Origin of the sequence: Ectobacillus panaciterrae DSM 19096, from assembly GCF_000430785.1 — a bacterium.
Lineage (GTDB): Bacteria > Bacillota > Bacilli > Bacillales > Bacillaceae_G > Ectobacillus > Ectobacillus panaciterrae.
The window spans coordinates 166,154-191,864 of record NZ_AUMR01000004.1 but is presented as its reverse complement, the minus strand read 5'-3'; the positions used below and the strand labels follow the sequence as shown (position 1 = coordinate 191,864).

General features: G+C 41.6%; 25 protein-coding genes. 18 read left to right on the top strand and 7 right to left on the bottom strand.

The window, feature by feature from the left end:
• The first annotated feature begins 361 nt into the window (after positions 1-361).
• Positions 362-1,036 carry a response regulator transcription factor gene (locus H540_RS0102565; protein ID WP_028399288.1) on the top strand — a complete coding sequence of 225 codons (675 nt, stop codon included), beginning with the start codon at positions 362-364 and terminating at the stop codon, positions 1,034-1,036.
• Positions 1,033-2,457, top strand: a complete 1,425-nt coding sequence (locus H540_RS0102560; RefSeq protein ID WP_028399287.1) for a HAMP domain-containing sensor histidine kinase — start codon at positions 1,033-1,035, stop codon at positions 2,455-2,457. The genes H540_RS0102565 and H540_RS0102560 overlap by 4 nt, the downstream gene beginning before the upstream one ends.
• A 288-nt stretch (positions 2,458-2,745) precedes the next feature.
• Here the strand turns inward: H540_RS0102560 and H540_RS0102555 are convergent, their stop codons facing one another.
• From H540_RS0102555 to H540_RS0102540, 3 genes are all read right to left on the bottom strand, one after another.
• Positions 2,746-3,405: a PspA/IM30 family protein gene (locus H540_RS0102555; RefSeq protein WP_028399286.1), complete on the bottom strand. Its 660-nt coding sequence runs from the start codon at positions 3,403-3,405 to the stop codon at positions 2,746-2,748.
• A 3-nt stretch (positions 3,406-3,408) separates the two neighbouring features.
• Positions 3,409-4,035, bottom strand: coding sequence for a hypothetical protein (locus H540_RS0102550; protein WP_028399285.1), 627 nt, complete (start codon positions 4,033-4,035; stop codon positions 3,409-3,411).
• 461 nt (positions 4,036-4,496) lie between these two features.
• On the bottom strand, positions 4,497-5,834 hold the full coding sequence (locus H540_RS0102540; protein WP_028399284.1) for an amino acid permease: 1,338 nt from the start codon (positions 5,832-5,834) through the stop codon (positions 4,497-4,499).
• 625 nt (positions 5,835-6,459) lie between these two features.
• On the opposite strand from H540_RS0102540, the gene H540_RS0102535 reads away from it, so the two are divergent.
• Positions 6,460-8,562, top strand: a complete 2,103-nt coding sequence (locus tag H540_RS0102535; RefSeq protein WP_034670182.1) for an RNA degradosome polyphosphate kinase — start codon at positions 6,460-6,462, stop codon at positions 8,560-8,562.
• A 78-nt stretch (positions 8,563-8,640) separates the two neighbouring features.
• Positions 8,641-9,747: a GGDEF domain-containing protein gene (locus H540_RS0102530; protein ID WP_028399282.1), complete on the top strand. Its 1,107-nt coding sequence runs from the start codon at positions 8,641-8,643 to the stop codon at positions 9,745-9,747.
• Positions 9,748-10,165: 418 nt separating this feature from the next.
• Here the strand turns inward: H540_RS0102530 and H540_RS0102525 are convergent, their stop codons facing one another.
• Positions 10,166-11,353: an acetyl-CoA C-acetyltransferase gene (locus H540_RS0102525; protein ID WP_028399281.1), complete on the bottom strand. Its 1,188-nt coding sequence runs from the start codon at positions 11,351-11,353 to the stop codon at positions 10,166-10,168.
• Positions 11,354-11,805: 452 nt separating this feature from the next.
• Here H540_RS0102525 and tnpB point away from each other — a divergent pair, with 452 nt between their 5' ends.
• From tnpB to H540_RS0102505, 3 genes are all read left to right on the top strand, one after another.
• Positions 11,806-12,927, top strand: coding sequence for an IS200/IS605 family element RNA-guided endonuclease TnpB (gene tnpB / locus H540_RS0102515; RefSeq protein WP_028399279.1), 1,122 nt, complete (start codon positions 11,806-11,808; stop codon positions 12,925-12,927).
• 435 nt (positions 12,928-13,362) lie between these two features.
• Complete coding sequence (gene sigK / locus H540_RS0102510; RefSeq protein ID WP_028399278.1) at positions 13,363-14,073, top strand: RNA polymerase sporulation sigma factor SigK; 711 nt, start codon at positions 13,363-13,365, stop codon at positions 14,071-14,073.
• A 243-nt stretch (positions 14,074-14,316) separates the two neighbouring features.
• On the top strand, positions 14,317-15,096 hold the full coding sequence (locus H540_RS0102505; protein ID WP_028399277.1) for a phosphatidylserine decarboxylase: 780 nt from the start codon (positions 14,317-14,319) through the stop codon (positions 15,094-15,096).
• Between the two features lie 67 nt (positions 15,097-15,163).
• On the opposite strand, the gene sda is transcribed toward H540_RS0102505, so the two are convergent.
• Entirely contained in the window at positions 15,164-15,319 is a 156-nt protein-coding gene (gene sda, locus H540_RS0102500) for a sporulation histidine kinase inhibitor Sda (protein WP_028399276.1), read from the bottom strand.
• 277 nt (positions 15,320-15,596) lie between these two features.
• On the opposite strand from sda, the gene H540_RS0102495 reads away from it, so the two are divergent.
• The 8 genes from H540_RS0102495 to H540_RS0102460 are packed head-to-tail and all read left to right on the top strand — an operon-like array spanning position 15,597 to position 20,582.
• Positions 15,597-16,109, top strand: coding sequence for a YqeG family HAD IIIA-type phosphatase (locus tag H540_RS0102495; protein WP_028399275.1), 513 nt, complete (start codon positions 15,597-15,599; stop codon positions 16,107-16,109).
• A 3-nt stretch (positions 16,110-16,112) separates the two neighbouring features.
• Positions 16,113-17,219, top strand: coding sequence for a ribosome biogenesis GTPase YqeH (gene yqeH, locus H540_RS0102490; protein WP_028399274.1), 1,107 nt, complete (start codon positions 16,113-16,115; stop codon positions 17,217-17,219).
• Between the two features lie 14 nt (positions 17,220-17,233).
• Entirely contained in the window at positions 17,234-18,067 is an 834-nt protein-coding gene (gene aroE, locus H540_RS0102485) for a shikimate dehydrogenase (RefSeq protein ID WP_028399273.1), read from the top strand.
• A gap of 3 nt (positions 18,068-18,070) precedes the next feature.
• Positions 18,071-18,361, top strand: a complete 291-nt coding sequence (yhbY, locus tag H540_RS0102480; RefSeq protein ID WP_028399272.1) for a ribosome assembly RNA-binding protein YhbY — start codon at positions 18,071-18,073, stop codon at positions 18,359-18,361.
• Positions 18,358-18,951 (top strand): nicotinate-nucleotide adenylyltransferase, encoded by a 594-nt coding sequence (locus tag H540_RS0102475; protein WP_028399271.1) that lies wholly within the window; start codon positions 18,358-18,360, stop codon positions 18,949-18,951. The genes yhbY and H540_RS0102475 overlap by 4 nt, the downstream gene beginning before the upstream one ends.
• Positions 18,917-19,486: a bis(5'-nucleosyl)-tetraphosphatase (symmetrical) YqeK gene (yqeK, locus tag H540_RS0102470; RefSeq protein ID WP_028399270.1), complete on the top strand. Its 570-nt coding sequence runs from the start codon at positions 18,917-18,919 to the stop codon at positions 19,484-19,486. Before H540_RS0102475 ends, yqeK begins: the two co-directional genes overlap by 35 nt.
• Positions 19,483-19,839 carry a ribosome silencing factor gene (rsfS, locus tag H540_RS0102465; RefSeq protein ID WP_028399269.1) on the top strand — a complete coding sequence of 119 codons (357 nt, stop codon included), beginning with the start codon at positions 19,483-19,485 and terminating at the stop codon, positions 19,837-19,839. Before yqeK ends, rsfS begins: the two co-directional genes overlap by 4 nt.
• Positions 19,836-20,582: a class I SAM-dependent DNA methyltransferase gene (locus H540_RS0102460; protein ID WP_028399268.1), complete on the top strand. Its 747-nt coding sequence runs from the start codon at positions 19,836-19,838 to the stop codon at positions 20,580-20,582. The genes rsfS and H540_RS0102460 overlap by 4 nt, the downstream gene beginning before the upstream one ends.
• Before the next feature lie 281 nt (positions 20,583-20,863).
• On the opposite strand, the gene comER is transcribed toward H540_RS0102460, so the two are convergent.
• Positions 20,864-21,688 (bottom strand): late competence protein ComER, encoded by an 825-nt coding sequence (comER, locus tag H540_RS0102455; RefSeq protein ID WP_028399267.1) that lies wholly within the window; start codon positions 21,686-21,688, stop codon positions 20,864-20,866.
• A 157-nt stretch (positions 21,689-21,845) separates the two neighbouring features.
• Between comER and H540_RS0102450 the strand changes: the two genes are divergently transcribed.
• Genes H540_RS0102450 through H540_RS0102440 form a run of 3 tightly spaced genes read left to right on the top strand, consistent with a single transcriptional unit; the run spans position 21,846 to position 25,327 of the window.
• Entirely contained in the window at positions 21,846-22,355 is a 510-nt protein-coding gene (locus tag H540_RS0102450) for a helix-hairpin-helix domain-containing protein (RefSeq protein WP_081414981.1), read from the top strand.
• Between the two features lie 43 nt (positions 22,356-22,398).
• Positions 22,399-22,962 carry a ComE operon protein 2 gene (locus H540_RS0102445; RefSeq protein WP_028399265.1) on the top strand — a complete coding sequence of 188 codons (564 nt, stop codon included), beginning with the start codon at positions 22,399-22,401 and terminating at the stop codon, positions 22,960-22,962.
• 7 nt (positions 22,963-22,969) lie between these two features.
• Entirely contained in the window at positions 22,970-25,327 is a 2,358-nt protein-coding gene (locus tag H540_RS0102440; RefSeq protein WP_028399264.1) for a DNA internalization-related competence protein ComEC/Rec2, read from the top strand.
• Here the strand turns inward: H540_RS0102440 and H540_RS31700 are convergent.
• Positions 25,314-25,448 carry a YqzM family protein gene (locus tag H540_RS31700; RefSeq protein WP_028399263.1) on the bottom strand — a complete coding sequence of 45 codons (135 nt, stop codon included), beginning with the start codon at positions 25,446-25,448 and terminating at the stop codon, positions 25,314-25,316. The two genes, H540_RS0102440 and H540_RS31700, sit on opposite strands and share 14 nt — an antisense overlap.
• Between the last annotated feature and the right edge of the window lie 263 nt (positions 25,449-25,711).

Sequence of the window (25,711 nt, the reverse complement as noted above, 5' to 3'; positions counted from 1 at the left end):
GAACGAGTGTGATGTATATAAAACTGAATAAAAAAATCGTCTTTTTATAGTGGGGAGAGATCAAAAGACGTGCAGAAGCGGTCAAACCTTTGGTTTCATGCAAGGGTAAACCAGAGAGAAGAAGCATACCATACTCCCTTTTGGTTGCACATCGCACATGGAAATGTCGAATTTATCATTCACTTATATAGTTTTAGGTATACTCACCGGTGATAATCCTATGCTTGAACTAAGCAAGACCAGGCCGATTGCGGAGTATATAGTTATTGCAACAGGAGGATTATAGGCTGTTCTATGTTATATTTGCGGAGAAGGAAGATACAGGTGGCTGATTCACCTGATAATATAGGAGGGGTAAGAGATGCAGCGTATCTTAATTGTAGAAGATGAAGAGAGTCTAGCAGAATTTTTGCAATTGGAACTGAAGTACGAGGGCTATGAAGTCGCTGCTGTATATGACGGCCGGAAAGGACTAGAGGAAGCTACACAAAATGAGTATGACTTGATTCTGTTAGATCTTATGCTTCCCGGGTTGAATGGGATTGAAGTGTGCCGCCGTTTACGAGCAGTAAAAGACACACCTATTATTATGTTGACAGCCCGAGACAGTGTGATGGACCGTGTCACTGGGCTTGACAGCGGCGCCGATGATTATTTATCTAAGCCGTTTGCAATTGAAGAGCTGCTGGCACGGATGCGTGTCATTTTTAGAAGAGAACAAAAGCGAGAAGTGGAAAAGAAGATGCTTCTTTGTTTTAAAGATTTAGAACTCGATGTGGAATCTCGCATCTTAAAAAAGGAAGAGCAGGAGATTGAACTGACGAATAAAGAATTTGAGCTGCTTGTAATGTTCCTGAAGAATATCAATCGCGTGCTAACAAGAGACGTACTTTTGGAACAAATATGGGGGTATGAGTCAGCTGTAGAAACAAATGTCGTAGACGTGTACGTCAGGTATCTGCGCAACAAATTGAGCGATTCAGATAAAGAAACATATATTCACACCGTACGCGGTGCAGGGTATGTGATGCGATGATGAAACGAATTTGGATTTTTATCGCTTCTTTCCTTCATAACCTCCCAATTAAGTGGAAGTTGACCTTGTGGTCTACCTTCCTTTTATTTGTTTTATTCGCTTCTTATAATCTGCTGCAATACGTTGTTCTGGATCATTGGACGGTGAACTATGAGGAACAACAAGGCAGTCGCCAGCTGCAAGAAGTACAAGCATATCTTACAGATAAGAAGGAGAATTTGTCTGCGCAAACTGTTGCAGAGAGCGAGGAATTTCTCTCCAGCATTAATGATAGGCATCAGCTCATTCGGATTTCAGATGACAAAGGTCACCCGATTGTTACTGTTTCGAATGAAGTGGAGCCAGATTGGATTCCCCCTGAGCACGTAAATTCTCGGCAATATACAATTAAACATCATCATGAAGATCGTTTGCTCGTCATGCGGCAACCGATTCAGCTCGGGACATTTTCTGGAACCATTGAAATTATCAGAAGCATGGATATGTTTGATAAGTTTATTGATAAGGTTTTTATCGTGATGATATCAGCTGGAGTGGGAGGGCTGCTGTTAAGCTTTTTTGGCGGAAGAATTATTGCAAACCAATTGTTGTCCAACTTACAGACAATCACGGATACCATGCATCGAATTCGTACAAATGGTCTGATGGAACGCGTACCTGTTCGGAATAACCGAGATGAGCTTGCAAAGCTGGGAAGATTGTTTAACGAGCTCATGGATGATGTGGAAGAATCATTTTTGCAGCAGAAGCAGTTTGTCGAAGATGCATCTCATGAATTGCGAACACCGCTAACCATTGTTCATGGACATCTATCCATGCTGAATCGCTGGGGGAAACATAATCCTGAAGTCCTGCAAAAGTCACTTCAATCCAGCTTGAAGGAAATAGAACGTTTGAATAGTCTTGTGGCAGAACTGTTAGAGCTGTCCCGTGCAGAGTCGGAGCAAACACACTCTGTTGCGATAGAGGCTGCTGATGTAGACAGCATTACCGAACGGGTAACAAAGAACTTTGAAGTATTGTACCCTAATTTTATGTTTGAATGCCTGCTAGAGGCCGGGGATACACGAACAAGCATGCCAGCTCGTTACTTTGAACAAGTATTAGTTATCTTAATTGATAATGCTGTGAAGTATGCAAAGGAGGAAGAGAAGCAAGTAATTCTGCGCAGTGGAATTACAAACGGACACATTTTCATCCGTGTAGAAGACAAAGGGCTTGGCATACCTCAAGCCGAACTGCCGTATGTGTTAAATCGTTTCTATCGGGTAGACAAAGCAAGAAGCCGCAAACAAGGTGGCAACGGTCTTGGTTTGGCAATCGCAAAGCGTTTAATTGAGAAGTATGGCGGTCGTATTATGCTGGAGAGTCAAGAAGGAGAAGGCACAGTGGTAACACTTCTATTACCAGTAAATCAATAATTGGGGGTGGAGAAGAACAGAATAAGTTCTTCTCCTTTTGCTTTACAGTGGCGCATTTATTTCTAATCAGAATGATGAGGGTTCAAAGCTTTGGAATATGTATCTCGCTTGCTGCGATTTGCTCTGCGAGTCCAACGAATGATTAATAAAAGAACCAGATGAGAATTTTCTAATGGAGCATGTGTGGTTGAGAAACGATGGTCAGTATAAAATATGGAAAAAGCCCGCTCATCCGGAGGGGGAAGAATGAGGAGCTTTTTCCATGTTATACATCTATGAAAAAGGGGACTATTTGTTTGCTTTTAATTGCTCCAGTGCTTGTTGTACTTCTTCTTGCAATTGCGGATCTAACACTTGTGCTTTCACAGTGTGATTTAACTGATAGAAGTAGTTGCTGGCTGCCGCGTCCGCTTCTAGTTTCTGAACATAGGCTTCTACACGTGCAAAGCCCTTTACTGCATTTTCTGTGTGGAAGGAAGAAAGTGCAGCGTTGCTTGATTTGATGGCTTGTGCAGCGTTCAATCGGGAAACGAGCACGAGCTGTTTATGTTGTAATTCCTGATATTTCTCTTGTAGCTTGTCAATTTGCTCATATAAAGCTACTGTTTGTTGCTTTGTTACTTCATATTGTTCACGATACAATGCGGCTTTTTTCTCGTTTGTAATCTTATCCTGTAACGCTAATTGTGCCATACTATCTTCATCTCGTGACACAGCGAGCTCAGCTTGACGTGCTCTCTTTGCGACAAGAGCCTCTGCTTCCGCAATCAGTGCTTCATATTTCTTCTCCAGGTATAGTTGTTGCGATAAAGCATGCTGTGCTTTTGCAATCTGTTCTTCTGTTTCTCGCAAGTATTGCTTCAGCATGCTCATCGGGTTTTCCAGTTTGTCCAGCGTCTCGTGAACATCTGCCATGACAATATTTCGAATGCGTTTGATAATACCCATGTTTTACTTCTCCTCCTTACGAATGTTTCGTTCCCATTCATCTAAAATATTTGCGTTATACGATGTTGGTGTAAAACTGTACATATGGTCGTCTGCCATCCAGCTTGTTGTTTCTTTTCTTTGCTTGCACTTCTTATATACCCAGGTAATGCCTGCAGCCAGTGCAAGGATCGGGAGCAGCGGGAATAAACCGACAACAAGGAGCAGGATGCCTGTCCATTTTTTAGCCGTATTTCCTTCAGACCTGCGAAGAAGCAGCCAGCCAGAGAGAACAAGACCAAGTTCTAACAGGAATGGGACAAAGAAGATGCCGTCAAACTCTTCTTTATGATGTTCACTTCCCTTTTCACTTTTCTCATCATGATGTTTATGGCTATGTTCGCCTTTCTCATCGCCATACTTTTTATCTGAAATATCTCCTTCAAAATTAGCGGGACGCTCTTGTTTTGCGGAGAAGGCTTGTCCCTCTATTTGGGAAAGAATTGCATGTTCAGATCGTTGTTTCTCGTGAGCCCATTTCTCCATTTTTATGCTATGTAATCCAAAGAACATAATAGCGATAAAAAGCGGAAGGATGAAGAACCATTTCAACCAACGTAATCTCTTGTGTTTCTTCCCTTTCTTTTTCATATTTTCACCTCCTGCCTGAGAGTAATCTTTCTCATGTAATGGAGTAAATAAGAGGAAAGAAACAAGCACGAAGCTTCCTTTCACTCGAATTTGGAAGTGATGATGTTGCTGTTGTATCACTTCGTCATGTCTTACTGGTTCTTAGTGTAAAACAGGAATGTTGGAGCGAAATGAAAGAATGATGATGGAAGAATGAAAAATATATAAGAAATTTCTAATTTTATAAACAAAACGCCTTTGTAGACGTTTTGTTTTTTTGTTTGTATGCACATGTTTGGGAATTTTGAACTGCTGCGTACTGATAAGAGGGAAAATCAAGTATTGATTAAGAGAAAGAAAGCAAACTGTGTTGCAGAGGCAGGAGACAGAAAAAAAGCCGTTTCACACGGCTTTTTTTCTTCTTTCTTATTGCTCATTTTACTGTAAATATAAAATAATGCTCCTTTTTAAGCTAAGGGTCATTATTTCGATTCCTTTCTTCCAACCAGAACGGACAGAAGAGATAAAAGGATGAGAATACTTGCGCATACAATGGAGTTAATTATATTGCCTGCGTTGAACAAGAAGAAGATAAAAATAATTGCCAAGGCTGCTGCTGCAAATAAAGTGCTGTACGGGAATAACCACACGTGAAAATGCGGGATTTTAGGATACTGTTTGCGCAACTTGAATTGTGCAAGGCAGATGCTAGTCCAAATAAACAAAACAGTAAAGCCCGGAATGGACATCAAATAGGCAAAGACATGCTCTGGTGTAAGGAACGCAACAAAAGCTCCAATCAACAAGCCGATGCAGCTGACAAGAATCCCCCAGATAGGAACACCGCGCTTAGTAAGGCGGGAGAATAGAGCGGGGGCTTCGTTATTTTGCGCCAGCGAATACAACACGCGGGAAGTAGCATACATTCCTGAATTGGCAGCCGATAGCACAGCGGTCAATAAAACAAAGTTCATAATATGCGCTACACCTTGTAATCCAGTTGCAGAGAAAACCTGTACGAAAGGACTCCCTTGCTTTCCTATTTCGTTCCAAGGGATGAGCCCGCTGATAACAAGAATAGGTAATGTGTAAAATAAAATTACTCGGAACATAACCCCTTTTATTACTTTAGGAAGCGTCTGTTCCACGTTTTTTGTTTCTGTTACAGTCACCCCGATTAATTCTGAACCTCCAAAAGAAAAGACTACTATTAAGAGGGAGGTGAAAACACTTCCCCATCCTTTTGGAAGGAATCCGCCGTGACTGGTATAGTTTTCAAAATAGACTGCTTCATGATTAGGAATGAGTCCAAATAATAAGGCGAAGCCAAGCAAAATAAATAAAATAAGCGTAATGATTTTGATGCTCGCAAGCCAAAATTCGATTTCACCGTAAAGTTTGACGCTAATTAAATTAATCGCGACAATCAGTGCAGTACATGCTAAACTGAGCAGCCATAACGGAGCAGATGGGAGCCAGTATTGCAAAAAGCTTGCACCTGCCAAAATCTCAACAATAATAACCAAAATCCAGTCAACCCAGTAGAGCCAACCGATGACAAAGGAGAAACGAGAACCGAAAGCTTTTTGAATCATCCCTTGAATGTTTAAACCTGGATAAGCAATAGCCATTTCCGCTAATGCGGTCATAACAATGAGTAGAAGAAATCCTGCAAATAAATAAGAAAAAATGATGCCGGGTCCTGCGGCTGAAATCGTATCTGCACTTCCTTTGAAAATTCCCGTCCCAATCATCCCGCCTATTGCCATAAGTCTGATGTGGCGCGGCTGCAGTTCGCGTTTCAGATGTTGTTGTGCCATGTCTAATCCACCTTTTTAATAGTAATGAAAATGTAGTTGTATAGCTTTAAAATTGAAGTATAGTGAATGAACAAGTAACAACAAAATTTGCTCGGTTCCGTAAGCTGTGGAAGAAAGAGCGGCAGAAGACAAAATAGCCAAAGCCTTTAATATGTTTAGTTTTTGTTCGCCTAAGGCGGTTGATTTTAGATGTCTTCCTATTAAGAATCGTTTAAATGCTGAAAACATGTTTATTACACTATCATTATGTAGATTTCATAATGAATATTGTATCATCAATAATGAATAAATAGCAATTTCATCCTTTGTTAAGAAATCTGTAATTGAATCTTAATGTTTATATTATTCATGTTTCAGGAATTACTATGAAATAAATAAAAAGGAAATGAATGGGTATTTATGTGTGCTTATAGAAAGACGTTTTTTTTATTCACTCATATATATTTGTAAATGTGATGTTGTTCTTGTTTAGCAACGATAATCCTAAAAACTCTTTAATTTTATATTTACAATAAATTTTTTGGTGTTAAAATGAATTTTATTAATCTATATAAACTAAATATAAAAATGTATAAATTTAATAAAATTTGGATTTACAACGTGAATTAAAGGATGGGAATTTGTAATGAAAGAAGCTATTGTGGTAGGGGAAACAAATAATCTAGATAATCCTATATACTATAACAATCGTGAATTAAGTTGGTTAGCATTTAATGAACGCGTGTTGGAAGAGGCAATCGATGAAAGAAACCCTTTATTAGAACGATTTAAATTTCTCGCGATTTTCAGCTCGAATTTAGATGAATTTTTTATGATTCGTGCAGCAGGGTTAAAAGATCAAGTTAAGGCAGGATTTAAGAAATCAGAAAATAAAGCTGGCGTGACTCCCAAAGAACAACTGTCTCTCATCTCTCAAAAAACATATGAAATGACTGAATTGCAATGTCGGATATATAAAGACTGCCTTCTCCCTAAACTGGAAGACGAAGGTGTTTCCATTATTTCAATGGAGGAAGCAAGTAAAGAGAAGCTGTCCTTTTTGGAAACGTATTTTGATACACAAATTTTCCCCGTTTTAACTCCAATGGCTATTGATGCGTATCGTCCATTTCCAAAGCCATTAAGCAAAAGTTTAAATTTAGCAGTTGTAATTGAGGAAACGGAAGAAAAAAATATGAAAATTGGACAATTAAGGGGAAAATTAGCACTTGTACAAGTACCAGCTATATTACAGCGTTTTGTAGAATTGCCAGATACCCCCGAAACAAGAATATTTGTCTTGTTAGAGGATATAATCGCATATTTTATATATAAATTATTTAAAGGATTTACTGTCAAAAGTGTAACCCCGTTCCGTGCTACAAGAAATGCAGATTTGACTATCCATGAAGCCGAGGCAAGTGATTTACTTCTTGAAATTGAAAAAGAATTAAAGAAACGAAGATGGGGGGCTGAGGTTCGGCTTGAAATCCAAGGTCCTGGTTACGATCCAAATCTGTTAAAATATTTACAGGAAGAACTTGAAATTCATGAAAAGGACATATATATGATCGAGGGTTCGCTTGATTTAACCTTTTTATTTTCATTCTATAAATGTATTGAAACAACACATGAACATCTTACTGATGAAACCTTTATTCCGAAGTCACCACAAGATATAGAGCCTGGTGAAAACATTTTTGAAAAAGCATTAGAACAAGACATTCTTCTTCACCATCCATACGAATCGTTTGAACCAGTAGTGGATTTTATCTCAGATGCCGCTGACGATCCAGATGTATTAGCGATTAAGCAAACCTTATACCGTGTCAGTGGTGATTCTGCCATTATTCAGGCATTGAAACGCGCAGCGGAAAATGGAAAACAGGTAACCGTTTTAGTGGAATTGAAAGCCAGATTTGATGAAGAAAATAACGTGCATTGGGCAAAAGAACTGGAACAAGCAGGATGTCATGTGATATATGGAATAGCGCACTTAAAAACACATAGTAAAATTACACTCATTGTGCGTCATAAATACGGACGAATTGAACAGTTTGTTCATTTAGGAACAGGTAACTACAATGATGCAACAGCTAAGATATATACAGACGTAAGTTTAATCACAGCGAATCGCAAAATCGGAATCGATGCCACGAATTTTTTTAATTATTTAAGTGGTTATATGGAAAAATCAACCTATCACCATTTATCAGTAGCACCATTTGATATTCGAAATGACTTTATTTCGTTGATTAATCAGGAAATTATGTTCCATAACAGATATCAAAATGGCCATATTATCGCGAAAATGAACTCACTAACGGATAAAATCTTAATTAAGAAGCTCTATGAAGCCTCGAGTGCAGGGGTGAAAATCGATCTTATTGTACGGGGCATTTGTTTTTTAAGACCTGGTATAAAAGGGGTTAGTGAAAATATTACAGTACGCAGTATCCTTGGTCGCTTTTTGGAACATAGTCGTATCTATTATTTTCATCATAATGGTGAACAAAAAATCTTTTTTTCGTCTGCTGATATGATGACACGAAACATGGTAAATCGTGTAGAAATTCTTTTTCCCATTTTTGATTGTCGTTTGAAAAAGCGAGTTCAAACATGGCTGTCACTGTGGTTGGCTGACAATGTAAAAGCTCGTGAGCAAGACCAAGAAGGAAATTATCATTATGTGCAACGTACAGAACATGAGCCGATTGTACATAGTCAATTAGAGCTATTGGAAAGATAATAAATAACGATTACTACCGATAATAAGATATTATGTTAAATCTTTACTGAATGCCTTGGAAAGGGAATATTTAATATTATGATACTTGAAGATTTTTTTGTGAATTTCTCCATATTATGCACCGGGATATTTCTGATACATCTATGCTTTCGTAGAGAGAGTGTGTCATCAAAATCCTTTATGGAAAGGAGAATCAGCAAAGGAGTTTTATATGGGCTATTCGGTGTGGTGCTTATGCATTTTGGCATCCACTTAAAAGGTGGTTTGCTGATTGATCTTAGAAGCATTCCCATGATGATCGCCGCACAAGTAGGTGGATGGGTATCCACTCTCGTGGCGACAATCATCATCATTACTTGCAGATTGACGTTCTATCCCATCTCTTATTCATCCCTTGTTAACGTTGTTGTTCTTACTTTAGCAGGAACGGCATTTTCATTCATTTCTTATTCCAGCATGAAAAGGGAACAAAAATGGCTCTTCATGACTATATCGTTCATTGCAATTATCGGTTCTTCCATTCACTTCATTATACCCGAATGGAAAAAAGGATTCACTATATTAGTCCAATACGTCTTTGCTGTTGCAAGTGGCACTATAATGACTCATTTGCTTACCTCTTACCTTTGGCGATTTCATGACAACTATCTGAAGCTAAAGGAGGATGCCCAAAAAGACTACCTAACGGGTTTGAATAATGCTCGTTCCTTTGACTATGCGATCAATTCTGCCTTCTCAAAGGCAATGGAGCATAAAGAAGATCTATCCCTGCTTCTCATTGATATTGACTACTTCAAGCAAGTAAATGACACGTACGGTCATCCGGCTGGCGATGCAGTGCTTAAACAGCTGGGGTTAATACTGGTACAGTCATGTCGCTCTGTGGACATCGTCTCCCGCAATGGTGGAGAAGAATTTAGTATCATTCTGCCAGCTTGCGATTCTACTACTGCCAGATCGATAGCAAACAGGATACGAACGTCTGTAGAACAGAGTGTATTTGTCGTAAATGAGAATGTAGAGTTAAAAATAACCGTTTCAATCGGATATTCCACCATCAACCATAAAAACAATATTTTCGTTGAACAACTGATACGTCAAGCAGACGAAGGGTTGTACACAGCAAAACAAACTGGCAGAAACCGAATTAGCCGATGCCCACATTTTGAAAGCCGCATGGTATGATGCCGGCTTTTTACTTGTTTAGGGGAATCCAGTAATTTTGTTTGGTAGATGCTTCTCAATAAATAAAGCTTCACCTTTTTTACATATCTCCTTCGAATTAAATTATATACAAGTGAATAAAAAACCGTTGATAGTGGGGAGAGATCAAAAGACGTGCAGAAGCGGTCAAACCTTTGGTTCATGCAAGGGTAAACCAGAGAGAAGAAGCATACAATATTCCCTTTTGGTTGCACATAGCATATGGACATGTCGAAATTATAATTCACTCATATATAGTAACAAAATTTGTTTACTTACTTTCGGTAATCTGGGTTATGTAAACACAATACCCTCCTATCTAAAAACGATAGGAGGGTATTTGATTATGATCCAGCCTAGAAAATCATAGATTTCTTGTACCAGAACTTTCTCACATGATTTAGCTGCGCTCTACAATTGTCGCTACCCCTTGTCCGCCGCCGATACAAAGTGTTGCTAATCCTGTCTTGCTATCACGTTTTAACATTTCGTGAATAAGTGTTACTAAAATGCGGGCACCGCTGGCACCGATTGGATGCCCTAGCGCAATAGCACCGCCATTTACATTTAATTTTTCTTTATTAAAATGAAGTTCACGATCCACTGCAATAGATTGAGCTGCAAAAGCTTCGTTTCCTTCAATTAAATCGATATCTTCTAATTGGATAGCTGCTTTTTCAAGAGCTTTTTTCACTGCTTGAACAGGACCGATTCCCATAATGCTTGGATCCACACCTGCATTCGCATTCGCTTTTATCGTTACTAATGGTTTAATTCCTAATTCATCTGCTTTTTTACGGCTCATTACGACAAATGCCGCAGCACCATCGTTAATTCCTGAAGCATTAGCAGCTGTGACAGATCCGTCTTTTTTAAACGCTGGACGAAGCTTTCCTAATCCTTCTGCTGTAGTGCCGAAACGAGGAAATTCGTCTTGAGCAAATACTGTTACTTGCCCTTTTCGACCTGGTACTTCTACGGGAACGATTTCATCAGCAAAGCGATTCGATTCGATTGCAGCTTGAGCCTTTTGCTGACTCCAAGCAGCGAATTCATCTTGTTCTTCACGTGAAATGCTATATGTATCACAGAGATTTTCAGCCGTAATCCCCATATGATAGTCATTGAAGGCACACCATAATCCATCTTGAATCATGCTGTCTACTAAGTTTTGGTTCCCCATCTTAAATCCGTTGCGAGCCCCATTCAGCAAATAAGGAGCTTGGCTCATATTTTCCATGCCTCCTGCCACAACCACTTCTGCATCGCCGGCAAGAATAGCTTGTGTTGCTAAATGAACCGCTTTCAGACCAGATCCGCATACTTTATTAATAGTAAGGGCTGATACCTCTTGAGGTAAGCCTGCAGCAATAGCAGCTTGTCTTGCTGGATTTTGTCCTAGTCCAGCTTGTAAGACGTTCCCCATGATGACTTCATCTACTTGATTTACATCTACCCCAGCTTTTTCAAGTGCTCCTTTGATGACAACTCCACCTAACGAAGGCGCGGAAACATTTTGTAAACTACCTCCAAAGCTTCCAATTGCAGTTCTTACAGCACTAACAATAACAACCTCTGTTTGAATCATGTTGAAATCTCTCCCTTAACATTAATGGCTATTGATGTATCTCTTCAATGCAATAGTAACATGAATTTGTATTTCATAATAATATTAATCTTCATCATTTTCCGACAATTTCTGCATTTCCATATACATCCATAGTATATTTATCGTTTGTAGGCGAGAAGACCCCATCCTCAAGGAATGGGAAGGGCGCAGCCCAATGAGTAGGGTGGAGATGAATCGCCTTCGGACAAGGGATGGTTATATGCCATCCCGATTGTCCGACTGTTATCTGCAGAAGATACAGGATCATTTGTGCACGAGTGCCAAACCCTTTCTGTTCTTTGTAGAAATCCAACCTTTCCAATCGTGTGTTTGTAGCGGACGGAACATTTGTTTGTTTTTTTCTTTAATTTCCTTATTCTTCCAGTGTATACGTGTTATACTACCTATATGGAACAAGGAGGTGAAGCATCATGTTAGTTAACAAGGCATACAAGTTCCGTATCTACCCAAACAAAGAACAGTCCACCTTCATCAATAAAACCATTGGGTGCAGTCGCTTTGTATTCAATCGCTTCCTTACCCTATGGAATGATGCCTACAAGGCAACAGGTGAAGGTTTGACGTACAACGCTTGCTCGAAACAGCTCACAGTGCTTAAAAAAGAAGTGCCATGGCTGAAAGAAGTAGACAGCGTCGCCTTGCAATCTTCCCTCAAGAACCTTGACGATGCCTTTAAACGCTTTTTCAAAAAACAAAATGACGCGCCGCGCTTCAAAAGCAAACGAAACAAAGTCCAATCCTATACCACAAAGCATACGAATGGAAACATTGCAGTAGAGGGCAATTACATGAAGCTCCCTAAGCTTGGCCTTGTTCGATTTGCCAAAAGCCGTGAAGTGGAAGGCCGTATTCTCAATGCCACAGTAAGGCGAAATCCATCTGGCAAATACTTTGTATCCCTATTGACAGAAGTAGAGGTACAACTCAAACAGAAAACGGAATCAAGCGTTGGCATCGACTTAGGAATCAAGGACTTTGCCATTTTAAGTACAGGAGAAGTATTCTCGAATCCAAAATGGTTTCGTACGCTGGAAGCCAAATTGGCGAACGCCCAGCGTCTTCTGTCCAGACGTACAAAGGGCTCTGCCAATTGGAACAAACAACGCATCAAAGTTGCTCGTATTCATGAACGTATTGTGAATGCCAGAACAGACTACTTGCAGAAAATTTCTACCTATGTGGTCGAAAACCATGATCTCATCGGGATAGAAGATTTGCAGGTGTCGAACATGCTGAAGAATGGCAACCTTGCCAAAGCCATCAGTGAAGTAAGCTGGTCGCAGTTTCGCACGATGTTGGCGTACAAAGCCAAATGGTACGGCAAGCAAATCGTTGTTGTGTCCAAGACATTTGCAAGCAGTCAGCTCTGCTCCTGTTGCGGCTACAAACATAAAGACGTGAAGAATCTCAATTTGCGTGAGTGGACATGCCCCTCTTGCGAAACCCATCACGATCGAGATTTAAACGCAGGACAGAATCTTAGAAACGAAGCGATTCGTCTCTCAACCGTCGGAGCGACGGGGGTAGCCTAATCCATAACTGGCCGATAGGCTGGTGTTCTTAGGAATCCCCCACTTCAACGAGCGTTAGCGAGTAAGTGGTGGGTAGTTCAATCTTGGCAATCTTGATGGCAGTGTTTCCATACACTTCTGAAACTTTATCATTATTTATTAAGATATTAATAGACAGCATTTATCGCATCGGTGCGTGCCTATTATTTTTAAATTATATACTTTATGGTTTATTCGAAATTTTAGATGAGATTTATCTTCTGATAACACTGATTACGTAAACAATACAAGATGGCTGATTGCAGTCATCTTTTTATTTGTGCCTTTACAATCCCGCTTGCAACCAATCCGCTCACACCCCCAAATAAATTTATCTTTTTCCCCTGTACAAACACGGACATCCCTGCGCCCACATACATATAGTAACGAACACTATTTTTCACGGGGGTGAAGAGGGTGAGCATGTTAGCCGCAATCGGATACTTAGTACGAGAATTGATTCTCTTCGTATCGTACGTCAAAAACAACGCATTCCCACAGCCGCTGTCACCGGATGATGAGAGAAGATACTTAGAACTCATGGAGCAGGGCGACGCAGAAGCTCGCAACATTTTAATTGAACATAATCTTCGTTTGGTGGCGCACATAGTAAAGAAGTTTGAAAACACGGGCGAAGACGCAGAGGATTTAATCTCCATCGGGACAATTGGATTAATTAAGGCGATCGAGAGCTATTCGCAAGGGAAGGGGACGAAGTTGGCGACGTACGCAGCGCGTTGTATTGAGAATGAAATTTTAATGCATTTGCGGGCGTTGAAGAAGACGAAGAAGGATATTTCGCTGCATGATCCAATCGGCCAAGATAAAGAGGGCAACGAGATTTCTTTGATTGATATTTTAAAATCCGAATCGGAAGATGTGATTGATACGATTCAGCTCAGCATGGAGCTTGAGAAGATTCGGGAGTATATTGATATTTTGGATGAACGGGAAAAGGAAGTAATCGTCAATCGGTTCGGTCTTGGCATGGAAACAGAAAAAACGCAACGGGAGATCGCGAAGGTGCTTGGGATTTCAAGAAGTTACGTATCGCGTATCGAGAAGCGAGCGCTGATGAAGATGTTTCATGAGTTTGTGCGGGCGGAGAAGGAGAAGAAAAAATCGTAAACCCTAGCGAAATGTTAGGGTTTATATTTTTTTGATTGTAAATGTGCTTACCATTGGGAAAGAAAGCAATACTAATAGGAAAAGAAAAAATCCTGCGGGAAGTGTGTTGATAAGAAAATAGCTGAGTGTCAGCCGAAAAAATCAAATAGCACGCACTCTTTATGGATTCGAAATAAGATTTAGAATATAATAGCACTATTGTAATGTAAGCTGTTTACATTCGTAAAGAGGAGGATCTACAGTTTGCGACGCACATTATATCGATTGTTTATTGAATTGACGAACGGCCGCTTTACTTCATACATATTGCGAAAGTTTGCACAGTCCCGCCTGAGCGCACTTGTTATACCATCCTATGCGCGCGTATTCCACATCCAGCAGGACGAGATGGAAAACGATTTGAAGAGCTACCGTACGCTGCATGAGTTGTTCACGAGACGGCTGCAGGCCGGCAAGCGTCCAATTGATGCCGGAACGGACAGCGTAGCGAGTCCAGTGGATGGTGTACTGGAGGATTTTGGTCCGATTACAGAGGACAAAGAATTTATTATTAAAGGAAAGCGTTATTCTATTGTGGATATGCTTGGAACTGAAGCAACTGCGGAGCCTTATAAGGGCGGTACATACATGGTGTTGTATTTAAGCCCGAGTCACTATCATCGCATTCACAGCCCTGTATCGGCCACAGTGTTGAAACGCTTTACGCTTGGAAGGAAATCGTATCCGGTTAACAAGCTTGGGCTGAAATACGGAAAAGAGCCGCTTTCGAAAAACTATCGTATTGTGACTGAATTAGACTGCGAAGGCAAGCATGTAGCAATGGTGAAGGTAGGCGCGATGTTCGTGAACAGCATTGAGCTTTTGCATGAACGAGAAGTAGTGCAAAAGGGCGAAGAGATCGCTTACTTTACGTTTGGATCTACAGTTGTTCTTTTATTTGAGAAAGGAACTGCTGAAGTTGAGATGTCTTTACAAAAGGGGCAGGGCATTCGCGTAGGCGAACGCCTGGCGCGCATGGTATAGGAAAAGGTTGTAAAGAAGCTGCTTTTGTGATAGAAAGAAAGAGCCGTCTTTTTTCAGATGGCTCTTTTTACACTTGCTGCATATATGCGGATTGCTGGAGCTTGTCCTCTAAAGAACGTCGGATGATCTCTTGCTTTATAAGTAGAATGAACTCGGGATTTAATTTTAGTTCTTTTGCTTTATAATAAGATTCAGTGAGCAATTCATCAGATAGTTTTTCCATAATTTCTGCCGCTAAAGGCATGTCACCTCCTGATAGGGAATGATAAGGAAGCTGAATTGTTCTGTTGAGTATACTGTACCAGAAATTTCCTAATGTCACAAACAGTCGGTTGTCCACACAATATGGTGGATAACCTGTGTGAAAAATGTGTGTAAAGTTAGAATTTACTGAAAGTGCCTGTGTGGAAAATGTGCACAAGGTTATCCACAGCTTTTGTTGCGAAAAATGCTGTCGAAACATTTTATTGAAATTCCTCATAAGAAGAGGTGGAATCATGTTGAAATTGTTTTTACCGAGCGAGTATGTTAAGAATGTGTATCAAATTACGCCTGAAATTTTAAAAGAACGCGGTGTAAAAGGAATTATTACGGACTTAGATAATACGCTCATTGAATGGGACCGTCCAAGTGCAACTCCGGAGCTTATTCGTTGGTTGAAGGAAATGCAGGATAACGGCATTAAGGTAACGGTTGTGTCCAATAATAATGAAAAAAGAGTAAAATTTTTCTCTGATCCTTTGCAAATTCCGTTCATTCCTAAAGCGCGCAAGCCAATGGGGGGAGCCTTTCGCAGAGCGTTGAAGGAAATGAAGCTGCAGCCGGAGGACGTGGTAGTCATTGGAGATCAGCTTTTAACGGATGTTCTGGGCGGCAATCGTTTAGGCTTATATACGATTCTTGTTATCCCAGTTGCATCGTCTGATGGATTTATGACTCGATTCAATCGTAAAGTTGAAAGACGCATCATGAATAATTTTAAACGCCAAGGTTTGATTCAATGGGAGGAATAATCTTTGACAGAAAAAATGAAGTGTGTGGGCTGCGGTGTTGCCATTCAAACGGAAAATAAGAATGAGCTTGGATACGCGCCGTCGTCTGCGATTGAAAAAGAATATATAATATGCCAGCGCTGCTTCCGCTTGAAGCATTATAATGAAATTCAAGATGTATCGTTAACGGATGATGATTTCCTGCGCATCTTGAACGGCATTGGTCAAACGGACGCGCTTGTTGTGAAAATCGTTGATATTTTTGATTTCAATGGCAGCTGGCTTCCTGGATTGCACCGTTTCATCGGGAACAATAAAGTGCTTCTTGTCGGAAATAAAGCAGATTTAATTCCGAAGTCCGTTAAAGCGGAAAAAATGATTCACTGGATGAAATACAGCGCCAAGGAGCTGGGGTTAAAACCGACAGATGTCTTTTTAATCAGCGCAGCGAAAGGTCAGGGCATTCGCGAGCTTGCTGAAGCGATTGAGGAGTATCGCGAAGGAAGAGACGTATATGTAGTAGGATGTACGAATGTCGGCAAATCCACTTTTATTAACCGTATGATTAAGGAATTCAGTGAAGAAACGGATAATGTGATTACAACGTCCCATTTTCCTGGCACAACGCTTGATCTCATTGATATTCCGCTTGATGAGACATCTTCTATGTACGATACACCAGGCATTATCAATCACCACCAAATGGCGCATTTCGTAGATAAAAAGAGCCTGAAGGTGATCACGCCGACGAAGGAAGTAAAAGCGAAAATTTTTCAGCTGAACGAAGAACAAACATTGTTCTTTGGGGGCATGGCACGCTTCGATTATATAAAGGGCGGCCGCCGTTCGGTCGTTTGCTATGTGTCCAATCATGTGAACATTCACCGCACAAAGCTTGAAAAGGCAGATGAGCTTTACAGCAATCATGTCGGTGAATTATTAAGCCCGCCTTCGCCGGAAGAGCTGGAAACATTTCCAGAGCTCGTAAGACATGAATTCGTCATTCGCGAGCCGAAGACGGACGTTGTTATCTCCGGTTTAGGATGGATAACAATCAACGAACCGGGAGCGAAGGTTGCAGTTCATGTGCCAAAGGGAGTCAGCGCATCTATACGTAAATCATTAATTTAAAAGTGGAGAGGCTTATGAAACAATTATATGGTGTAATCGGTAATCCGATTGGTCATTCCTTATCGCCGCTTATGCACAACGATGCATTTTCCGCTTTGGGGATCGATGCGCACTATCATGCGTTTCGGATTGAAGAGGAAAAACTCGCAGACGCGGTGAGCGGTTTTCAAGCTATTGAGATTTCGGGATTTAATGTGACAATCCCGCACAAGGTTGCAATTATGAACTATCTTGACGATATTGACGAGCTTGCGAAGCAAATCGGAGCCGTCAATACAGTAGTAAATGAAGGCGGAAGGCTCGTTGGATATAACACGGATGGAATAGGGTACGTCCGCTCGTTGCAAGCTATTAGTAAAGACCCGCTTTCAAAGAAGCGCATTTTACTGTTAGGGGCCGGAGGAGCATGCAGGGCCATTTATTTTTCTCTTGCCTCCGTCGGTGTCACAGAGATAGATATTGCGAATCGGACAGTATCACGTGCCGCAGCGCTTATTGAAGCGTGCGAGCATACGATTCGTTCCCGCGCCCTTACACCAGAAGCAGCAGCGGGTATGCAGCAAGAGTACGATATTATTATTAACACGACGGCAGTCGGTATGTATCCGAAAACAGAGGATACGCCGCTCGTCATTCAAAAGCTGAAGAAAGACGCCATTGTATCTGATATTATCTACAATCCGCTGCAAACAAAACTATTAAAGGATGCACAGCGCGCAGGCGCCGTTACACAAAACGGCATCGATATGTTCGTCTATCAAGGAGCTATGGCGTTTGAGCTGTGGACAAAGAAATGGCCGGACGTTGAGCGCATGAAGCAGCTAGTAATTCAGAAACTCGGAGGATGACATATGTTAACAGGAAAACAAAAGCGTTATTTACGCTCGCAAGCACATCATTTATCGCCCATTTTTCAAGTGGGAAAAGGCGGAGTAAATGAAAACATGGTAAAGCAAATTGGTGAAGCGCTTGAAGTGAGAGAGTTAATTAAAATAAGCGTGCTGCAAAATTGCGAATACGATCGTCATGAAGTGGCAGAGGAGATTTCATCTGGCGCACAAGCGGAATTGGTGCAAGTGATCGGCAATACCATCGTTCTGTACAAAGAGTCGAAAGAGAATAAACAAATCGTATTGCCATGAGCAAAATAGGCATTATCGGCGGCACATTCGACCCGCCGCATAACGGTCATCTTCTCATTGCCGATGAAGTGTATCACGCGCTGGGGCTTGATGAAGTTTGGTTTATGCCGAATCAGATCCCGCCTCACAAAATGGAAAAAGATGTTGCAAGTGCGCGCGACCGCGCGGAAATGCTGAAGCTTGCGATTGAACAAGAGCCGCACTTTACGCTTTGCCTGATTGAACTCGACAGGCAGGGACCGTCTTATACGTATGATACTGTGCTACAATTAAAGAAGAAGCACCCGGATAAAGAATTTTATTTTATTATCGGCGGCGACATGGTAGAGTATCTCCCGAAATGGCACAACATAACCAAGCTTTTAGAGGTTATTGCATTTGTAGGCGTGGCTCGTCCCGGATATTCGCTGTCTTCGCCTTATGATATTATAAAGCTTGAAATTCCGGAGTTTGCTGTATCTTCTTCGCTTATCCGCGACCGGTTTCAAAGCGGAGGGACCACTCATTATCTGCTTCCGAAGAAGGTGCAGGATTATATTGAGAGGAATGGATTATATGGAACGGGAACAAGCGCTGAAGATCGTTCGTGAACAAATGCATGAAAAGCGTTACATCCATACAATTGGTGTAATGGAAACGGCAATCAAGCTGGCACGCCAGTACGGAGTCGATGAACAAAAAGCTGAGCTGGCTGCGATTTTTCATGATTATGCAAAATGCAGACCAATTCACGAGATGGAAGAAATTATAAAACGAGAGAATATGCCGAGTGATTTGCTGGCGCATAACAAAGAGCTGTGGCATGCGCCAGTCGGGGCGTACTTAGTAAAAAAGGAGGTCGGGATCACCGACCCGGAAATTTTGCAGGCTATTGCGTATCATACGAGCGGACATGAGCAAATGACGATGCTGGATAAAGTCATTTGGGTGGCAGACTATATTGAACCGGGACGGAAGTTTCCTGGTGTGGAAGAAGTGAGAGAGCTTGCCCGTCAAGATTTGAATCTGGCGCTGCTGCAAGCCCTTAAAAATACGATTTCATTTTTAATGTCAAAAAACCAGCGCATTTATCCGCTTACGTTTCATACGTACAATGCTTTCATAAAGGAGGAAACAATTGGATGAAGGAACGTGAATTATTAAGCTTAGCAGTAAAAGCTGCTGACGATAAAAAAGCAGAGGACATCGTGGCTTTGAATATGAAAGGAGTTTCTGCGCTAGCAGATTATTTCTTGATTTGCCATGGGAACTCTGATAAGCAAGTACAAGCCATTGCGCGTGAAATGAAAGAGAAGGCAAATGAGCAAGGCTTTACGGTAAAGCGTGTAGAAGGCTTTGACGAAGCGCGTTGGGTTCTCGTTGATATGGGAGATGTAGTGGCTCACGTATTCCATAAGGAAGACCGCGATTACTATAACCTGGAAAGACTTTGGGGCGATGTGCCGCGCGAAGATGTGGCAGAAGAGCTGAGTCGATGAACTACGAACAGTTTGCATTGCTGTACGATGAACTTATGAATGATGTTCCCTACGAGAAATGGGTGGCGTTTGTAGAATTAAAAAGACAGGAGGCCGGGAGTACCGGAACCTCTCTGTTGGATTTAGCTTGCGGAACAGGGAACATTACGCTGCCTCTTGTCCAAAAAGGATATGATGTAACAGGTGTAGATTTGTCTGAGGACATGCTCTCTATCGCGCAGCAAAAACTTGCCCAAGCAGGACATACGGTGCCGTTTTACCAGCAGGATATGCGCGAGCTTGAGCTTCCGCAGCAATTTGACTGCATCACTATTTTCTGTGACTCCTTAAACTATGTAACAAAGGAGCAGGGGGTAAAAGAGACGTTTGCCCGCGTACATCAGCATTTAAAGCAAAACGGTTTGCTTTTATTCGATGTTCATTCTTTGTACAAAATTCATCACGTATTCATGAACGAAACATATACAATCAACGAAAACGATGTAGCGCTTATCTGGAATTGCTTTCCGGGAGAGGATTCAGACAGCGTAGAGCATGATATGACGTTTTTTGTACAAGGCGAGGACGAAGACGTATACTATCGTTTTGACGAATTTCACGTACAGCGTACATATTCCATTGAAAATCTGCAGGCTTGGTTAGAGGAAGCTGGATTTTCAATTATGAGTATTACTGGTGATTTTACCGAAGGTGTAACTGAAAAAACAGAGCGAATTTTCTTTGCAGCGAAAAAAAAGCCGTGATATTCACGGCTTTTTTCTTGTAATGATAAGAAATTGTAAAATTTCGCGTATCTCCATTCCTTTTTTGTTTGAAACTATGATGCTTGCAGTATGCCATACATAAAAGAACAAACCTGTTACTTAGTAAAAAACACAGGCGAGGGCTTCCGAAAGGCTTTGATCGTTACCATACTCAGCGGGCGCACTGTGCCCGCTTAAAAGGAATTTAGAACGAATTTCCTCCCGTACTAAGTTTTTTAAAATATAAGAAGGAAAACATTGAGGTATGTCGTAAAGTATAATCAGCAGTCTTTAAACTGCTCGCTCACCCGCTCAAGATCCTCTTTGTATTTCGCATGCGTTTTTCTGAATACATGCTCGAACATATCGCCAAGCTCCTGCTCCATGACTCCAATGCCTTCTCCTGTTACGCCGCCTTTTACACACACTTTCTCTTGTAAGGTCTGCAACGTGAAAATGTTCTTTTCGATAAGCTTTCCCATTCCCACTAGCATGCCGCTAGTTAATTCAGTCGCTTGCTCGCGTGAGATCTTCGTTTCTTTCACCGCCGCTTCTATAAACCGCTGCAGTAAATAGCTGAAAAAAGCAGGACCACAACTCACGATGTCAGATGCTACTCTTGTCACGTCATTTTCAATCAACACAGGTGTAGAAATGGTTTGAAATAAAGTCAGCAGCTTTTCCTGCCAGGCTTTTGAGCAGTGTTCTCCAAAGGTGCAAAGAGACACCCCTGACAAAGCGCGGTTCGTAATGCTTGGAATTACCCGTGCCGTGCTGCAAGCTACAATGGATTCGAGCTGCTGTGTGCTGATCGGGCTTGTGATGGATAATAAGCATTTCTCCTTTGTGAACGAGGAAGCATTCTCTTGTAAAATAGGATGGATTTCGTGAGGCTTAACACAAATGATAACGAGATCCGAACGTTCAACAACCTCTTTGACGGTTTTTCCTATATGAATGGAAGGATACTGTTCCTTAATATGATAAGCTTTCGCGAAAGTCCGGTTAATAATGGTGAGACACGAAGGCTTGATTGCGCGTGCTTCAATGAGCGCATCGATTAGGATTTTCCCCATATTTCCTGTCCCTATAATGCCTATGTTCAATGTTTCATCCCCTCCTTCGCAACATCTTTCTCCTAAACAATATGAGCCGTTTGGCAATTTTATGATTTAGGCTTACTGTCAAAAAGGAGTGTGCTTCATAGTGGAAAAATATAAAAAGTGGATCGTGCTTTTTTTAGCTGTATTTGCCGTGATTGGTATGTTTTATTGGAATACGCAGGAAACCGCTCTTCCGGCTGCTCCCGCTCCTCAAAAAGAAGAGAAGAAGGAAACGAGGAAAGAAACGAAGAAAGAAATTTCGACTGCTATGATAGATGTTAAAGGGGCGGTAAAGCGCGAAGGCGTATACGAAATGCAGGCTGGAGCGCGGGTCAGAGATGCGATTGGGGAGGCAGGAGGTTTTTTGCCGGAGGCGGATGCATCAAAGGTGAATTTGGCGCAATTCGTGCAGGATCAAATGCTGCTGTATGTTCCGAAAAAAGGGGAGCAGCAGGGGGCAATTACGTCCCAACCGCAAAAGATAGTCGTTAATATCGCTACGAAGGAGGAGTTGGAAAAAATACCGGGAATCGGGCCGAAAAAAGCAGAAAGTATTCTGAAATATCGCGAGCAGCATGGACCTTTTCAAAAAGCTGAGGATTTATTAGAAGTAGATGGGATTGGAGAGAAATCGCTTGAAAAAATAAAGGAGCAAATCATCGTTCCGTAGCTTATTCCGTGGTACACTGAAAGAAAAAACAAGGTGAGAATTGATGGAGAGAATTTCGTGGGATCAATATTTTATGACGCAAAGCTATTTGTTATCACTGCGCAGCACTTGTACAAGATTGGCAGTAGGGGCAACCATTGTTCGGGATAAACGTATTATTGCAGGCGGCTATAACGGCTCCATTACCGGAGGGGTGCACTGCATTGACGAGGGCTGCTATGTAATTGATAATCATTGTGTGCGAACGATTCATGCTGAAATGAATGCTTTGCTGCAGTGCGCCAAATTTGGTGTGAAAACAGAAGGTTCGGAGATATATGTTACGCATTTTCCATGCTTGCAGTGCTGCAAAGCCATTATCCAAAGCGGTATTACTGCGGTATATTATGCAGTCGATTATAAAAACCATCCGTATGCACTGGAATTATTCGAGCAAGCGGGAGTGAAGGTGCGTCATGTGCCGTTGGAATATTCTATTGCGACGCTTGAACAAAAGGACACATATGCAGAGCTGGGAACGCTGCTTGCTTCTTTAGAAGATGACACAAATCAACGAGAGGCTCGGGATTTGCTTCTGCAAGTAAAACAGCTGTTAAAAAAGAGGTGAATGAAGTTTGCGAGGCCAATGGGGGTATGCCGCGATTTCCGTTATTCTCGGAGTTGCGGCTGCCTGTTCATATTTTTCTCTTTGTTCTCTTGCTGCTATATTGGCTTACAGCTTATATAGCTTTATCGTGCTGAAAAGAAAGCGGTTTTTGATTTGTATGTTTTGTGTTTTTATTTCTGCTCTCTATGCAAGTACAGTTGAAAAACAAAATGTATCACATATTTCACCGCAATTATCTTCTTTTACAGGTGTTGTAGAAACGTCTCCTCTTATTGACGGAGACAAGCTTGCGTTTGTTGTATTCGCAAATCAAAAGGAAAAGCTGCGGCTGTCTCATACCATTGCAACCCCGGAAGAGAAGAAATCATGGGAGCAGCTAAAACCCGGTACAACGTGCATGTTTGAAGGGGAAATAAAAGAACCGCAGGTCTCCCGCAATCCTGGCGCCTTCGACTATAAGCGATACTTACACCGTCAGCATATCCACTATATGTTTCATGCCTCCTCCATTTCCTTATGTCAAATGAAAAATCCATCTTTCCCGCAATGGCTTCTGTCTGTGCGGCAAACTGCCAGCCAGTATGTACAAAGAAATTTTCCGAAAGAAACAGTCGGCTTTATTAATTCGCTCGTATACGGAGACCGTCAAGATGTATCAGAAGAAGTAGAGAAGCATTATCAAGAACTCGGTCTCATTCATTTACTTGCGATTTCAGGATCTCATATCAGTTTATTGGCTGCCGTGTGTTATTATTTGCTTCTCCGCATCGGATGTACAAGAGAAAATGCGAATGCACTGTTATTAACTATTCTTCCGCTCTATATGTTCCTCGCAGGTGCTTCTCCCTCGGTTGTACGCGCCTCGTTAATGGCTGTCCTTGTGTTGGGCTGCTTATTTATTTCGCGCCGTTTATCAGGAATAGACGCATTAAGTATAACAGCTATTGTGATGCTGGTATGGGATCCGTATGTTTTATATGATATCGGCTTCCAATTTTCATTCATATCCACAGCTGTCCTTCTTTTGTCAGCGTCTGTTATTCTTTTTCAGAACTGGTTACGCGCCTCCTTGAACCTTGCACTTGCCGCTCAAATCGCAGCGCTGCCAGTTACGCTCCATTACTTTGGCCAATTTTCTCCCTATAGTTTCGTGCTCAATCTTTTGTACGTGCCGTACTTATCGTTTGTCATTTTGCCGCTGTGTCTTATTGTGTTAGCTCTTTCCTTTCTCATTCCCCCGTTGTCCTCTCTTATCGCCTCCTTGCTTTCGGTTCTTATTCAAATATCAAATGAATTGCTGCGCTGGTGCGAGCATTTGCCGTTTAATCGTTTGACGTTCGGCAACTCGTTCCCGTGGCTGACTGCTGTATACAGCGTTGTGATTGTGCTGCTGTTTATGGCGTGGGAAGGAAAACTTTTAAAACGGTATAAAGTTCATATAAGCAGCGCCTTAGGAGCTTTAATTATATTGCATTATATGTATCCCTATTTAAATCCATACGGCAGCGTTACATTTATAGATGTTGGACAGGGAGATTGCATTCTGATGCAATTGCCTTATGCAAAAGGAACTTACCTCATTGATACCGGGGGGACCGTCTCCATCCCCAAAAAGGAGTGGCAAACACGAAAGCGCGAGTATTCCATCGGAGAGGATGTTGTGGTACCCTACTTGCGGTACAAAGGAATTAAACATCTTGATAAATTAATTTTAACGCATGGGGATCAAGATCACGTCGGAGCGGCGCCTGAACTTTTAAACGGTATTACTATCAAAGAAGTAGTACTCGGGCAAAAGAAACTATACTCGCAGCAGGAGCAGCAGATTATGATGATTGCCGATGAGAAGAGAATACCGGTGCGAATTATGAAAAGAGGTGATAATTGGAACAATGGAAACCTTGTCTTTTCCATCTTATCCCCAGTTGGAACTGAACAAAAAAGCAATAATCAATCCATTGTTCTTTACACCGAGCTTGGAGGAAGGAAATGGATGTTCACAGGCGATTTAGAAGAAGAAGGGGAGAAGCAGCTGTTAGAGACGTATGAAAATTTGCAAGCAGATGTGTTAAAGGCAGGGCATCATGGAAGCAAAACGTCTACATCGGAAGCTTTTTTACAGAGGGTGCATCCAAATACTGCAATCATCTCAGCCGGAGAAGGAAACCGATATGGTCATCCCCATCAAGAAGTGCTGCAGCAGCTTACAAAGCTTGGTGCGGCTGTATGGCGAACTGACCAAGGCGGAGCAATTACCTATACTTTTCGCAAAGAAACGGGAACCTTTCGCAGTCACATGACATATGATGAAAACACGGAAACGGAAAAAAATAAGACTGCGCGCGGCAGTCTCATGAAGCAATAAACTTGATAACCGTTGCAATAATAAAAAGAGTTGCAAAGAACCCGAAGGAAACCATAAACCCTACCCCTGAATCTACCGCGTCATTTCGCTTGCTTTGAACGTTTTTTTCGAATTCATTCACCTTATACCCCTCCCAACTCATCAACTTCAGTATAAGTTAATGTCAGAAAAAAATCTACAATTTCTCGCGACCCCTGTCAACAGTTGTCACTTATACTTGGCAGGCGGGAGCAAATACTATTCGTACAAAGTGGTCACCGTTAATGAATAAGCGACCCGGGACTTATTTGTTAACGTTTCATATAGATTCGGGGCGGGCTCCGTTTGGCGCCTGTCCTTGCCTTTGTGCTTGTAAAACGCGTACGGTAACATTACTATAGAGAT

Coding starts and splice junctions, on each gene's coding strand:
- H540_RS0102565 (WP_028399288.1), top strand. CDS start 362: ATGCAGCGTATCTTAATTGTAGAAGATGAAGAGAGTCTAGCAGAATTT.
- H540_RS0102560 (WP_028399287.1), top strand. CDS start 1,033: ATGATGAAACGAATTTGGATTTTTATCGCTTCTTTCCTTCATAACCTC.
- H540_RS0102555 (WP_028399286.1), bottom strand. CDS start 3,405: ATGGGTATTATCAAACGCATTCGAAATATTGTCATGGCAGATGTTCAC.
- H540_RS0102550 (WP_028399285.1), bottom strand. CDS start 4,035: ATGAAAAAGAAAGGGAAGAAACACAAGAGATTACGTTGGTTGAAATGG.
- H540_RS0102540 (WP_028399284.1), bottom strand. CDS start 5,834: ATGGCACAACAACATCTGAAACGCGAACTGCAGCCGCGCCACATCAGA.
- H540_RS0102535 (WP_034670182.1), top strand. CDS start 6,460: ATGAAAGAAGCTATTGTGGTAGGGGAAACAAATAATCTAGATAATCCT.
- H540_RS0102530 (WP_028399282.1), top strand. CDS start 8,641: ATGATACTTGAAGATTTTTTTGTGAATTTCTCCATATTATGCACCGGG.
- H540_RS0102525 (WP_028399281.1), bottom strand. CDS start 11,353: ATGATTCAAACAGAGGTTGTTATTGTTAGTGCTGTAAGAACTGCAATT.
- tnpB (WP_028399279.1), top strand. CDS start 11,806: ATGTTAGTTAACAAGGCATACAAGTTCCGTATCTACCCAAACAAAGAA.
- sda (WP_028399276.1), bottom strand. CDS start 15,319: ATGGAAAAACTATCTGATGAATTGCTCACTGAATCTTATTATAAAGCA.
- aroE (WP_028399273.1), top strand. CDS start 17,234: ATGAAACAATTATATGGTGTAATCGGTAATCCGATTGGTCATTCCTTA.
- yhbY (WP_028399272.1), top strand. CDS start 18,071: ATGTTAACAGGAAAACAAAAGCGTTATTTACGCTCGCAAGCACATCAT.
- H540_RS0102475 (WP_028399271.1), top strand. CDS start 18,358: ATGAGCAAAATAGGCATTATCGGCGGCACATTCGACCCGCCGCATAAC.
- yqeK (WP_028399270.1), top strand. CDS start 18,917: ATGGAACGGGAACAAGCGCTGAAGATCGTTCGTGAACAAATGCATGAA.
- rsfS (WP_028399269.1), top strand. CDS start 19,483: ATGAAGGAACGTGAATTATTAAGCTTAGCAGTAAAAGCTGCTGACGAT.
- H540_RS0102460 (WP_028399268.1), top strand. CDS start 19,836: ATGAACTACGAACAGTTTGCATTGCTGTACGATGAACTTATGAATGAT.
- H540_RS0102450 (WP_081414981.1), top strand. CDS start 21,846: ATGTTTTATTGGAATACGCAGGAAACCGCTCTTCCGGCTGCTCCCGCT.
- H540_RS0102445 (WP_028399265.1), top strand. CDS start 22,399: ATGGAGAGAATTTCGTGGGATCAATATTTTATGACGCAAAGCTATTTG.